11 protein-coding genes are annotated in these 12,334 nt (G+C 71.6%); 4 read left to right on the forward strand and 7 right to left on the reverse strand.

The genetic code is table 11. From position 1 onward, the window contains the following. Positions 1-21: 21 nt before the first annotated feature. Entirely contained in the window at positions 22-219 is a 198-nt protein-coding gene (locus OP18_RS34925) for a hypothetical protein (RefSeq protein ID WP_156090014.1), read from the forward strand. A gap of 252 nt (positions 220-471) precedes the next feature. Next, positions 472-1,560: a LacI family DNA-binding transcriptional regulator gene (locus OP18_RS34930; RefSeq protein WP_033363398.1), complete on the forward strand. Its 1,089-nt coding sequence runs from the start codon at positions 472-474 to the stop codon at positions 1,558-1,560. Between the two features lie 248 nt (positions 1,561-1,808). On the opposite strand, the gene OP18_RS34935 is transcribed toward OP18_RS34930, so the two are convergent. Together OP18_RS34935 and OP18_RS34940 are read right to left on the reverse strand one after the other, a co-directional pair. Then, positions 1,809-3,311 (reverse strand): MFS transporter, encoded by a 1,503-nt coding sequence (locus OP18_RS34935; RefSeq protein ID WP_052387782.1) that lies wholly within the window; start codon positions 3,309-3,311, stop codon positions 1,809-1,811. A gap of 79 nt (positions 3,312-3,390) precedes the next feature. Beyond that, positions 3,391-3,963, reverse strand: coding sequence for a TetR/AcrR family transcriptional regulator (locus OP18_RS34940; protein WP_033363430.1), 573 nt, complete (start codon positions 3,961-3,963; stop codon positions 3,391-3,393). Between the two features lie 306 nt (positions 3,964-4,269). Here OP18_RS34940 and OP18_RS34945 point away from each other — a divergent pair, with 306 nt between their 5' ends. Together OP18_RS34945 and OP18_RS34950 are read left to right on the forward strand one after the other, a co-directional pair. Beyond that, complete coding sequence (locus tag OP18_RS34945) at positions 4,270-6,507, forward strand: glycoside hydrolase family 6 protein (RefSeq protein ID WP_033363399.1); 2,238 nt, start codon at positions 4,270-4,272, stop codon at positions 6,505-6,507. A gap of 76 nt (positions 6,508-6,583) precedes the next feature. Then, a complete protein-coding gene (locus tag OP18_RS34950; protein ID WP_033363400.1) occupies positions 6,584-7,426 on the forward strand; it encodes an SCO6745 family protein in 843 nt (280 codons plus the stop codon). Between the two features lie 162 nt (positions 7,427-7,588). Here the strand turns inward: OP18_RS34950 and OP18_RS34955 are convergent, their stop codons facing one another. The 5 genes from OP18_RS34955 to OP18_RS34975 all read right to left on the reverse strand — a co-directional run bounded on the left by OP18_RS34955 (position 7,589) and on the right by OP18_RS34975 (position 12,239). Then, positions 7,589-7,855 carry a GNAT family N-acetyltransferase gene (locus OP18_RS34955; protein WP_033363401.1) on the reverse strand — a complete coding sequence of 89 codons (267 nt, stop codon included), beginning with the start codon at positions 7,853-7,855 and terminating at the stop codon, positions 7,589-7,591. Continuing rightward, the gene (locus OP18_RS34960; protein ID WP_033363402.1) at positions 7,856-8,836 is read right to left on the reverse strand and encodes a pirin family protein; all 981 of its coding nucleotides are present in this window, start codon (positions 8,834-8,836) and stop codon (positions 7,856-7,858) included. It lies immediately after the preceding gene. 400 nt (positions 8,837-9,236) lie between these two features. Further along, positions 9,237-10,388, reverse strand: a complete 1,152-nt coding sequence (locus OP18_RS34965) for a glycoside hydrolase family 16 protein (protein ID WP_052387784.1) — start codon at positions 10,386-10,388, stop codon at positions 9,237-9,239. Next, on the reverse strand, positions 10,388-11,632 hold the full coding sequence (locus OP18_RS34970; RefSeq protein WP_156090015.1) for a BNR-4 repeat-containing protein: 1,245 nt from the start codon (positions 11,630-11,632) through the stop codon (positions 10,388-10,390). The genes OP18_RS34965 and OP18_RS34970 overlap by 1 nt, the downstream gene beginning before the upstream one ends. A 22-nt stretch (positions 11,633-11,654) precedes the next feature. After that, positions 11,655-12,239: a bifunctional 4-hydroxy-2-oxoglutarate aldolase/2-dehydro-3-deoxy-phosphogluconate aldolase gene (locus OP18_RS34975; protein ID WP_033363403.1), complete on the reverse strand. Its 585-nt coding sequence runs from the start codon at positions 12,237-12,239 to the stop codon at positions 11,655-11,657. Positions 12,240-12,334 lie beyond the last annotated feature (95 nt).

Consider the following 12,334-nt stretch of genomic DNA (forward strand, 5'->3'; position numbering starts at 1 on the left):
CCGGCCATGTTTCCGTTCGCGATGATCGAGTCTCAGAACGCGATGGCACACGAGGTCCGCAGTGCGCTGCCCGGCGCGCCGACGGTCGAGCCGCCCGCCGCGCCGCTGCTGCGGGCTCGGCGGCCCAGGGTGCGCCAGGTCCGCGCGGCCCTCGCCGCGTCGCTGCACCGGGCCGCCGACGCGGTCGCCCCGGCTGCCGCTTGCAGCCCCGCTCGCTGAAGGTCCGCCGCTGAAGGTCCGCCGCTGAAGGGTCCGCCGCTGAAGGTCCGCCGGACGCACGGGACGCCGGACGCACGGGGCGCGTTGAAGCTCGACGCACCACCGGCCCGGCGCCATCGGCGCCAGAGCATCACCGGCCGCGGTCCGCGCCATGTGGCGCCGCGTGCGGCCCCGGGCGCCGCAGCGCGATATCGTCGTCGGGTTCCCGGAGTTCGCGGGACGGGGCCCGCTCGACGATGGCGAGGAGGTGCGATGGCGAGGGTCACCTTGCAGACGATCGCCGACCAGGTCGGCGTGAGCCGGATGACCGTCTCCAACGCCTTCTCCCGGCCCGACCAGCTCTCCCCCACGTTGCGGGACAAGATCCTGGCCGTCGCGTCGGAGCTCGGGTACGTGGGGCCGGACCCGGCGGCCCGGGCCCTCGCGCGCGGCACGACCGGCGCGGTGGGGGTGCTGCTGACGGAGTCGTTGCGGGACGCGTTCAACGACGAGGTGGCCACGACGTTCCTCGGGGCGATCGCGGAGGAGCTCACCCCGACGGGGCTGGGCCTGACCCTGCTCACCGCCACGGATCGCGAGGACGTCGTCCCCGCGAGGGACGTGGCGATGGACGGCGCGATGGTGTACTCCTGCGACCCGAGCTCGTCGGCCGTGGACTGGCTGATCCGGCGCAGACTGCCGCTGGTGTTCATCGACCAGGTGCCGGCCGACGGCATCCCCAGCGTCAACGTCGACGACCGGCCCGGTGCCCGCGCCGCCGCGCAGCATCTCGTCGACCTCGGTCACCGGCGCATCGCCGTGGTGACCAGCGGCGTGCGCGGCGCGCACGGCCTGCTGCCGGTCGGTGCGGTCATCCCCGGCGGCGCGACGGACGAGGGTGCCGCGGTCATCGACGGGTACGTGGCACAGCAACGCATCCTCGGCTGGCTGGACGCCCTGGCGCCGGCGGGTATCACCCCGCCCGTGGTGCGGCTGGCGCACGGGCGGCCCGAGGACGGCTATGACGGTGCCCGGATCATCCTCGCGCAGGACCCGCGGCCGACGGCGGTGCTGTGCTTCTCCGACGCCATCGCGCAGGGGGTCGTCCAGGCGGCGTACGACCTGGGGCTGCGGGTCCCCGAGGACCTGTCGGTGGTCGGGTTCGACGACAGTCCCCTCGCGGCGCGGATGCGGCCGCCGCTGACCACGGTCCGGCAGGACGTGCTGGCGAAGGGGCGGGCCGCGGCCGCGGCGCTGACCCGCGCGATCGCCGAGGCCCGGGCCGGCGCCGCGCCCACCCCGGACCAGGTGCTGGTCCCCGCCGACCTCATCGTCCGCGAAAGCACCGCACCACCCGCGTGAACGCGCCAGGCACCGCACCACCCGCCTGAACGCGCCAGGCGCCGCGCGCCACCCGCGTGAACGCGCCAGGCACCGCAGCGCCCGCGTGAACGCGCCAGGCACCGCACCGCCGCCCGCAAGCGATGCCGCTCCGCCCGCCTGAACGCCTCGGTGGCGTCCGGCGGGGCGCTGGGCGTACACGAGCGGAACGGCAGCGCGGACAGCAGATCCCCGCGACGCACGTGCGCCGCGGGGATCCCGGCCCGGTGTCAGTGCACCAGCACCGGCACCTGCTCCTGCTCCGACGTGCTGGTGGCGTCCGCCGGCGTGCGGCGGATGAACAGCACCACCAGCAGCGCGGCCACGCCGAGCAGCACGGCGCTGGCGGTGAAGGCGACGTTGTACCCGTGGATCGCCGCCTCCGCCTGGCCGAGCGGCGACGCCGCGTGGCTGGTCAGGTAGCCGGTGACGGCCGTGGTGAAGATGGTGTTGAGCAGGGCCGTGCCGAGCGAGCCGCCGACCTGCTGGGTGGTGTTGACCAGGGCGCTGGCGACGCCGGCGTCGTGGTTCGCCACGCCGGTCAGCGCGACGCTGCTCAGCGGCACGAACACCAGGCCCATGCCGACGCTCATCGCGATGAACGCGGGCAGGATGTCCACGACGTAGTCCGACTGCAGGTCGAGCCGGGTCAGCCAGATCATGGCGAGGGTGGCCAGGACGCCGCCGATCGACATGATGACCCGGGGGCCGACGCGGGGCAGGAAACGGGCCGCGAGGGTGGCCGCGACGATGATGCCCGCGGAGAACGGCAGGTAGGCGACGCCGCTCTTGAGGGCCGAGTAGCCCATCGTCTGCTGCAGGTAGAAGGTCATGAACAGGAACATGCCGAGCATGCCCGCGCCGACGAGGATCGAGACCAGGAACGACGTGCCCCGGTTGCGGTCCCACAGGACGCGCAGCGGCAGCAGCGGGTGCTTGACCCGCGACTCCCAGACGACGAACGCGGCGAGCAGCACGCCGGCGGCCACGAGCCAGCCGATCGTCACGCCGGAGCTCCAGCCGTCGGTCGCGGCCTTGGTGAAGCCGTACACGAGCGCGACCTGACCGACGGTGGCCAGGACGGCACCGGGGATGTCGTAGCGGGTGTCGCCGGTGGCCTTGCTCTCCCGGACGACCGGCAGGGCGGCGATGAAGGCGATGACCGCGATCGGGATGTTGACCAGGAGGGTCCAGCGCCAGTTGGCGTACTGGGTGAGCAGGCCGCCGGAGATGAGCCCGATCGCGGCGCCGCCGCCGGAGATCGCGCCGAACACGCCGAACGCCTTCGCCCGCTCCTTCGCCTCGGTGAACGTGACCGTGATCAGCGACAGGGCGGCCGGGGCGAGCAGCGCGCCGAACGCGCCCTGCAGGCCGCGGGCGGCGTAGAGGGTCTCGGCGTTGACCGCGGCGCCACCGAGCGCCGAGGCGCCGGCGAAGCCGAGCAGGCCGATCAGGAACGTGCGGCGGCGGCCGAAGAAGTCGGCGATCCGCCCGCCGAGCAGCAGCAGGCCGCCGAAGGCCAGGGTGTACGCGGTGACGATCCACTGCCGGTCGGCGGTGGAGATGTGCAGCGCCTCCTGCGCCGAGGGCAGGGCGATGTTCACGACGGTGGCGTCGAGCACCACCATCAGCTGCGCGACGGCGATCACCGACAGCGCGAGCCAGCGTTTCGGGTCGACCGCAGCCGTGGCCCCCGCCGTGGCGGTGGCCGTTCCCCCCGAGTCGTTCGACATGAGCGTATGCCTCCCAAGGCATGGTTGATCCAGACCGCGCCCAGGTGGACGGACGGGTCCTGGTGGTGCGAGAAAACGGTCAGGCGGGCTGACGCAGGACAGGCAGCAGCACCCGGTCGACGACGCGCGTCGCGAAGGACTCGTCGAGCGGCCCCTCGTGCCACATGGTCCGGTTCAGCACCATCGCGTGCAGGATCTCGTGCAGCAGGTCCGAGGTGGCGCCTTCGGGCAGCTCGCCACGCTCCACCGCGCGTCGCACGATGGTGTCGTACGCGGACTGCTTCGCCTCGTAGACGCACCGGCGGAACGTCTCGGCCAGCTCCGGGTTGCGGGTGGCCGCGGTCATCAGACCGGTCATGACGTCGCCGTCGGGGCTGTTCGCCACGTGGCAGGCCGCGGTGAGCAGCGCCATCAGGTCGCCGCGCAGCGTGCCGGTGTCCTGCGGCTCGAACGGGCCGCCGAACCGGTGCTCGAAGGCATCCATCACCAGGTCGGGCTTGGTCGGCCAGCCCCGGTAGATGGTCGCCTTGCTGGCGCGGGCCCGCGCCGCCACGGCATCCATCGACATGCGGTCGTATCCGACCTCACCGAGCAGCTCGAAGACCGCTTCGCAGATCGCTTCGCGGCGGCCGGGCTTCGGTGCGGGAGACATGACCACTTCCTAGATCGCAGGCTCCGGTTCCGCAAGTCCTGGATCGCAGGTGTACGGAACCGTTTCGTATCGGAACCCTACTCCCCACCACCTCCGGTACGAAACCGTTCCGTACACCTGATCCCGGTGAACGACGTCACAGGGCATCCGGGAATGGTTAACGGCAAGGTAACTTTCACGTCCCTGAGCAGGGATTCCCAGGTCCAGAGCCTGTCCGCTTGACCCTTCCTTGACGGTGACCCACGCCACTGCGCACGGTGACCGGGCCAGAACGACCCGAACTCCCGTCAAGTTTGAGGAGCATCGATGAGGCGGAAACTCGCCATCGTCTCGATCGCCGCGATAGCGGCAACTGGCGGCATCATCGCCGTCAACAGTCCGGCGTTCGCCGCCGCCGGCTGCAGCGTCAAGTACACCGTGACGAACCAGTGGCCCGGGGGCTTCGGTGGCGCGGTGGAGATCACGAACAAGGGTGACGCGCTGACCAGCTGGAACCTGGGCTGGGACTTCGTCACCGGCCAGGGCATCCAGCAGATGTGGCAGGCGATCCCGACGGTCACCGGCACCCACGTCAACGCCAAGAACGAGAGCTACAACGGCAACCTGCCGACCAACGGCGTGGTGACGTTCGGCTTCAACGGGACCTGGACCACCAGCAACCCGGTGCCCACGGCGTTCACGCTCAACGGCACCGCCTGCAACGGCGGCACCACCACCAACGTGGCCCCGACGGTCAGCGTGACCAGCCCGGCCGCCGGCGCGTCCTACACCGCCCCCGCCTCGGTCAGCATCACGGCGAACGCCGCGGACTCCGACGGGACCGTGTCGAAGGTCGAGTTCTACAACGGCACGACGCTGCTGAGCACCGACACCGCCGCGCCGTACGCGTACACCTGGACCGGTGTCGTGGCGGGCAGCTACAACATCACCGCCAAGGCCTACGACAACGGCGGCCTCTCCACGACCAGCGGCCTGGTGCCGATCACGGTCACCAACGGCGGCACCAACGGCGCGCCGACGGTCACCCTGACCGGCCCGACGACCGGCTCCGGCTACACCGCCCCGGCCACGGTCAACCTGACCGCGACCGCCGCGGACGCCGACGGCACGGTCACCAAGGTCGACTTCTACAACGGCACCACGCTGCTGGGCACCGACACCACGTCGCCCTACGCGTACACGTGGAGCAACGTCGCCGCGGGCAGCTACTCGCTGACGGCCAAGGCGACCGACAACTCCGGCAACTCGACCACCAGCAACGCCGCCGCGATCACCGTCACCACCGGCGGGCAGACCGACGGTCACGTCGACAACCCGTACACCGGCGCGCGTGGCTACGTGAACGCGGACTGGGCGACCAAGGCCCGCGCCGACGGTGGCGCCGCCATCGCCGGGGCCTCCACCGGTGTGTGGATCGACCGCATCGCCGCCATCAACGGCACCAGCAGCGCGCGGGGCATCCGGGCGCACCTGGACGACGCGCTGGCCCAGAAGAACGCCGGCACCGGCCCGCTGACCATCCAGTTCGTCGTCTACAACCTGCCGAACCGGGACTGCTCCGCGCTCGCCTCCAACGGTGAGCTGAAGATCTCGGAGAACGGTCTCGAGCGGTACAAGACCGAGTACATCGACCCGATCGCCACGATCCTGGGCGACCCGAAGTACTCCAGCCTGCGCATCGTGACGATCATCGAGATCGACTCGCTGCCGAACCTGGTCACCAACACCAACCTCGCCGCCTGCGCCGAGGCGAAGTCCAGCGGTGCCTACGTCCAGGGCGTCCAGTACGCGCTGAACAAGCTGCACGCGATCAGCAACGTGTACACCTACATCGACGCCGGCCACCACGGCTGGCTCGGCTGGGACTCGAACTTCGGCCCCTCGGCCGACCTGTTCGCCTCCACCGTGCGGGGCACCACGGCCGGCTTCGCCAGCGTCGACGGCTTCATCACGAACACCGCCAACTACTCCGCGCTGGTCGAGCCGTACTTCACCATCAACACCACGGTGAACGGCCAGTCGGTGCGCCAGTCCAAGTGGGTCGACTGGAACTACTACGTCGACGAGCAGTCCTACGCCCAGGCGTTCCGCAACAAGCTGGTGTCGCTGGGCTTCAACAGCAACCTCGGCATGCTGATCGACACCTCGCGCAACGGCTGGGGCGGCGCGAACCGTCCGGCCGGTGCGAGCACGTCGACCGACGTCAACACCTTCGTCAACCAGTCCCGCGTCGACCGGCGCATCCACGCCGGCAACTGGTGCAACCAGTCCGGTGCGGGCATCGGCGAGCGGCCGCGGGCGACCCCGGCCCCGGGCATCGACGCCTACGTCTGGATCAAGCCCCCGGGCGAGTCGGACGGCGCGAGCCAGGTCATCCCGAACGACGAGGGCAAGGGCTTCGACCGGATGTGCGACCCGACCTACACCGGTAACGACCGCAACGGCAACAACCCGACCGGCGCCCTGCCGAACTCGCCGATCGCCGGCCAGTGGTTCTCGGCGCAGTTCCGCGAGCTCGTGGCCAACGCCTACCCGGCGCTGTAACACGAAGTCGCTGTAACACCGGTTCAGGAAAGGCCCCCGGTTCGCCGGGGGCCTTTTCGCGTCTATCGTCAGGTCCATGACAGAGTTGTCCATCGAGCGCCGCATGTGGAGCCTGTACGAGCCGGTCCATGCGGTCACCTACTTCGCCGACGACGCCCTCGCGGCGTTCGAGGCCGCGGGGCTGCGCGGGTTCTGGCGGGGGTACTTCGCCGGACGCAGCGCCCCGCTCGGCGCCGTGCCGGCGGGCCCGGTGCTGGCCGCGTTCTACGGCTTCGCGCCGCGGATGGTGACCCGGGCACTGCCGGACGTGTGGACCAGGATCACACCGGAGGCGGCCCTGGCCGCTCGACTGGAGGGCGCGCGGCGGGTCCTGCGCAAGGTGGACGGCGACCTCACCGAGACCGCAAGCCTGTTGCGGGCCGCGGCCGAGGCGGTCGACCTGCACGGTCGGGTCCTGGGCGCGGCGAACGCGATGCTGCCCTGGCCGGACGACCCGGCCGGCGTGCTGTGGCAGGCGGCCACCGTGCTGCGCGAGCACCGCGGCGACGGCCACCTGGCGGCACTGCTGGTCGAGGGCCTCGACGGCGTGGAGTGCAACGTGTGGCGGGTCGCGCTGCGCGACGGCGACGGCCGCGACTTCTACCAGCCGGCGCGGGGCTGGACCGACGAGGAGTGGGACGCCGCCACCGACCGGCTGCGCACGCGCGGCTGGGTCGACGCGTCGGGCCGGGCCACGGAGGCGGCACGGTCGGCGTGCACCGCGATCGAGGCCACCACGGACGCGCTCGCGGCGACGCCGTGGCGGGTCCTGGGGACCGACGCCACGGCGCGCTGTGCGGAGCTGCTGCGCCCGATCGCGGTCCAGGCGTCGCGGCTGCTGCGCCACCCGAACCCGATCGGGCTGCCGGCGCTGGACTGACCGTGCTCGCCGGCGCCAGGTCGGGTCTTTCTTGTTGTGCCGGCTCGAGGTGGCGTCCGCTCAGCCGGCTCGGGGCGGTGCCTGTTACGCCAGCCCGGGGTGGCGTTCTGCTACGCCAGCCCGGGGTGGCGTTCTGCTACGCCAGCCCGGGGTGGCGTTCTGCTACGCCAGCTCGGGGTGGCGTTTGAGGTAGGCGGCGATGAAGGGGCACTGCGGCACGACGCGCAGGTCGCGCTCCTTCACCGCGCCGAGGGCGCCGGCGGCGAGCTTGCTGCCCAGGCCCTTGCCCTCGTACGCCTTGTCGACCTCGGTGTGGGTGAAGACGATCTCGCCGGGGTGCAGCCGGTAGTAGGCCGCACCCGCGAGCTCACCGTCGACCCGCAGCTCGAAGCGGTGCTGCTCCGGGCTGTCGACGACTGCGATGTCCACTCAGGACGCCTCTCCCCGAACGCCGGCGTGCGCCGCGGGGATGCTGCCGAGCCGACCGGCCTGGTAGTCCTCGAACGCCTGCACGACCTCGGCCTTGGTGTTCATGACGAACGGACCATACGCCACGACGGGCTCGCGGATCGGCTTACCGCCGAGGAACAGCACGTCCATCGTGGGGTGACGCGGGTCCTGCTTCGCGTCGGCGGTGACGGTGATGCTGTCACCCTCCCCGAAGACCGCGAGCTGCCCCAGCTCCACCGGCCGGCCCTTGGTGCCGACGGTGCCCTTGCCCGCCAGGGTGTACGCGAGCGCGTTGAAGTCCTTGCGCCACGGCAGGGTCAGCGACGCCCCGGGCGAGATCGTCGCGTGGATCATGGTGATCGGCGTGTAGGTGTTGCCGGGCCCGGCGTGGCCGTCGAGCTCACCCGCGATGATCCGCAGCAGCGACCCGCCGTCGGGCGAGCTGAGCAGCGCCACCTGGCCGCCGCGGATGTCCTGGTACCGCGGGGCGGCGAACTTGTCCGCCCTGGGCAGGTTCACCCACAGCTGGAACCCGTGGAACAGCCCACCGCTGACCACCAGGTGCTCCGGCGGGGTCTCGATGTGGAGCAGGCCACTTCCAGCGGTCATCCACTGGGTGTCGCCGTCACGGATGACACCGCCACCGCCGTGCGAGTCGCTGTGCACGAACTCGCCGTCGATGATGTACGTGACGGTCTCGAACCCCCGGTGCGGGTGCCACGGCGTGCCCTTCGGCTCACCCGGCGCGTACTCCACCTCGCCCATCTGGTCCATGTGGATGAACGGGTCGAGCGTGCGCAGGTCGACGCCGGCGAACGCGCGCCGGACGGGGAAGCCCTCGCCTTCGAAGCCCTTCGGCGCCGTGGTCACGGACACCACCGGGCGGGGACGCGCCGTCACCGGGTCCGGTGTGGACACGCGGGGCAGCGCAAGGACGTTGTCGACGGTGATCGCGGGCATCTGACGCCTCCAGGGCTGAGCGGGTTGTCGCCTGCCGTAACGATACTTGCATGGCAAGTATTCCGCAAGTCAACAATCTTGCCCCGGCGGTGGCGGGGCGGTGGCGGGGCGGTGGCGGGGCGGGATGAGGGCAGCCGGGACAGCGGGCAGCGACGCGGCCGGGGCCGGCGGCACGGTCGGCGGGCAGCGTGGTGCGGAGAACTGACGATGCGACCGGAGGGGCGGCACGGTCAGGTGCGGCAGAGCCCAGGGCACAGCGGCGCGGCGGTCGGCTGGGCGCCCGCACAGCGTCCCGCCGGCCCGCACGCGCAGCCCCCGCCGGTGAACAGCGCAGGGCCCCGCCCGGCCGCGGTCTGCGGTCGGGCGGGGCCCCGGGACCCTCTTGCCGCGGGTGAGCCGGCTAGATCCTGAGGAAGCGCACCGCGTCCGCCCGGGCGCAGCCCGTGCCGGAGCTGGTCAGCGTGACCGCCGTCCCGGTGCCCGCGGGCAGCGCGAACGTGCCCAGGTCGACCCAGCCGGACGAGCCGGCCGTGCCGTTGACCGTGGTCTGGGTGCCCGCGACGGTGAGCTTCGCGGCGGGGTCGCTGTTGGTGGCCGTCACCTTGTAGTAGGAGACGCGGTAGGTGCCCGCCGCACGGAGGTTGGGGCGCCAGGTCGCCGTGTTGCCGGCGGTGTTGCAGGCGGCGTAGCGGGTCGGGGAGCCGACGGTCCAGCCGGTCAGCGTGGACGGCGACCAGGTGCCGGTCTCGCTGTAGCCGTACGCGGCCGGGCCGTCGTCGTCGACGTAGTAGTCCTTCTGCCAGTAGCGCACGTAGTCGAACTGCACGGTGGACGGCAACTTCGTCGCGTCGGGGACGCTGCCGTAGGCGATGCTGGTGAGCCAGATGCTCGTGTAGTCGTGGGTCCAGTCCGTCGGCACGTAGGGCGCGGTGTACTTGAGGACCCCGTCGACGTAGAACTTCGTGCTCGTCTCCGACCAGTCGATGCCGTAGACGTGCCAGTCGCGCGAGTCGATGGTGCTGCTCGTGTACGTGGTGCCGTACGACTTGCCGGCCGAGACGCCGTTGCCCTGCCAGGTCAGGACCCCGTGGTGGATACGGGTCGGGCTGATCGAGTCGATCTCGAAGCCGTCGATCTCGGTGCGCTGCGACGCCGGGTACGTGGTCGACCCGTCGCCGGCCATGAGCCAGAAGGAGCTGTGCCAGCCGGCGCCGTCGTTGAGCTTGGCGCGGGTCTCGTAGTAGCCGTACCGCAGCGTCTGCTTGCTGACCACGCCGCCGCCGGTGTAGTCCTTGCCGCCGTAGGTCTCCTTCTTGAGGGCGATGTTGAGGGCGCCGCCGCTGACGGAGACGTTCTGCGGGCGCTGCGTGCTGTACGCCTTGGAGTCGGTGCGGTAGTTCCACTTCGCGGTGTCCACGGCGGTGCCGTCGAACTGGTCCTCGAAGACGAGCGTGTAGCCGGTGCCGGCCGGGTCGGCGTGGGCGGCGGTGGCGGGCGCGACGGCGACGGCCGTGGCCGGTGCCAGCAGCAGGAGCGTGAGCAGGCGGCGCATCAGTTCCTCCCGTAGTAGAGGCGAAGGTTGGTGAGGTCGACGAGGTAGAGCACGTCGACGCCGGCGCTGGTGCGCTCGACGGCGAACCGCTCGACGGGGATGCCGGGCGCGACCGCGGCGGCGGTCCACGCGGTCCCGGTCTTCGTGGCGACCGACATGCCGGCCGCCGTGGCGTAGTAGACGCGTTTCTGTTCGGTCGGGTGCCAGGTGATGTCGATCGCGGCGGTGGTCTGGGTGGCGGAGTAGACGGTGTCGCGCACCCAGGTCGTCCCTGAGACGTACGCGTACCGCACCATGAAGTTCGTCGCGCTCCGGTACCGGTATGCGACCTTCGGCGCGGTGCCGTCGACGGTGAGCTTGGCGCTCTGCACGGCCGGTCCGGTGCCGTCGTTGCCCTGGTACACCTCGCCGGTCTCGATCGGCTGGATGACGTCGGCGGTGGCGGTGCTGACGGGCACGGTCACCGCCGCGCCGGTGTGGTCCACGAACGTGTTGCTGGCCGGACGGTAGAGCAGGTAGCTGAGCTGGTGGCGGAACGCGGTCGCCGGGTACAGCCCCCACTCCCACAGGATGTGCAGGTTGCCGGCGGCGTCGAACTGCAGGTCGTCGGGGTACACGGCACGGTTGGCGGACTCGGCGAACACCGCGACACGCGTCCAGGTGGCGGCGGCGTCGTTCCACCGGTAGAGCCGCCCGGAGCGGGCGGTGCTCCCGTCGAGCCGGGCGATCAGGTACAGGTCGCCGTTCGGTGCGGTGGTCAGCACCGGGTACGTGACGCCGATCCCCTGGTCCGGCAGGTCGCCGGCGTGGTTGGTGGGCGCGCCGCCGACGGTGTCGGAGCGGAAGTACCGCCACGCGTTGTTGTGCATGCTGGCGAACACGTGGAAGCGGCCGCTGCCGTCCCGCGCGATCGACGGCTGGTTGTGCCCGTTGTCGTCGGCGTACTCGGCCTGGGCCGCGCCGTTCATGACGGGCAGTTTCGTCCAGCCGCCGGCCGTGTCGCGCCGGGCGATCGCGACGCGGTGGGTGCCGGCGGTGGAGCCTGGTTCGTTGAAGGCCAGATAGGCGTAGTCGTTGCCGGGGGTGTACGTGTCCAGCGGCGACCACCAGGCCGCCTGGTTGGAGCTGTCGATGCCGTACGGCACGAGGGTGACGTCGGCGGGCGTGGCGTGCACGGCGGTTGCGGGCACGGTGACGAGGGCCGTCGCCATGGCGGTGGCGGCGACCAGGACGGCACGGTTCATCGGTCCCTTCCTCAGGGCTCGGTCAGGTCGTGCGGAGGACCTCCAGGAGCGGTGGCAGGCCGCCGTCGCGGGTGACGGCGCCGCCGACCCCCAGCGCGCGGGCGCCGGCGGTCAGGTAGTCGCGTGCGTTGTGGGCGCCGACGCCGCCGGTGGCGACGAACTTCGCCTCGGGGAACGGGCCGCGCATCTCGCGCAGCCAGCCGGGGCCGAGTGACCCGGCGGGAAACGCCTTGAGCCAGTGGCAGCCGGCCCGCAGCGCGTGGTGGACCTCGGACGCGGTCGCGACCCCCGGCAGGTGCGGCAGCCCCGCGTCGTGGCTGGCGCGCACCACGTCGAGGTCGAGGCCGGGCGCGACGGTGAAGACCGCACCTGCCTCGGCCGCGACGGCGACCTGTTCGGGGCTGCGGACGGTGCCCGCCCCGACCGGGTGCCCGTGGCCGGCGAGGGCGCGCAGGCACTCGACGGCCGCCGGGTTCTGGATCGGGACCTCCACGACGCCGAGGCCGCTGTCCCAGACGGCACGGGCGATCTGCAGGGCGCGCGGAATCGGCACGCCCCGCAGGATCGCCACCAGCGGGCGCCCGTCGAGCAGCTCGTCGAAGGTCATTTGATGAGGGCGTTCATCCGGTCGCGGGCGGAGGTGAGGGCTTCTTTCGGGTTCTTTTTGCCGATGAGGATGGATTGGACTTCTTCGGCGAGGAC

It is taken from the genome of Dactylosporangium aurantiacum (genome assembly GCF_000716715.1).
Classification (GTDB): Bacteria; Actinomycetota; Actinomycetes; order Mycobacteriales; family Micromonosporaceae; genus Dactylosporangium; species Dactylosporangium aurantiacum.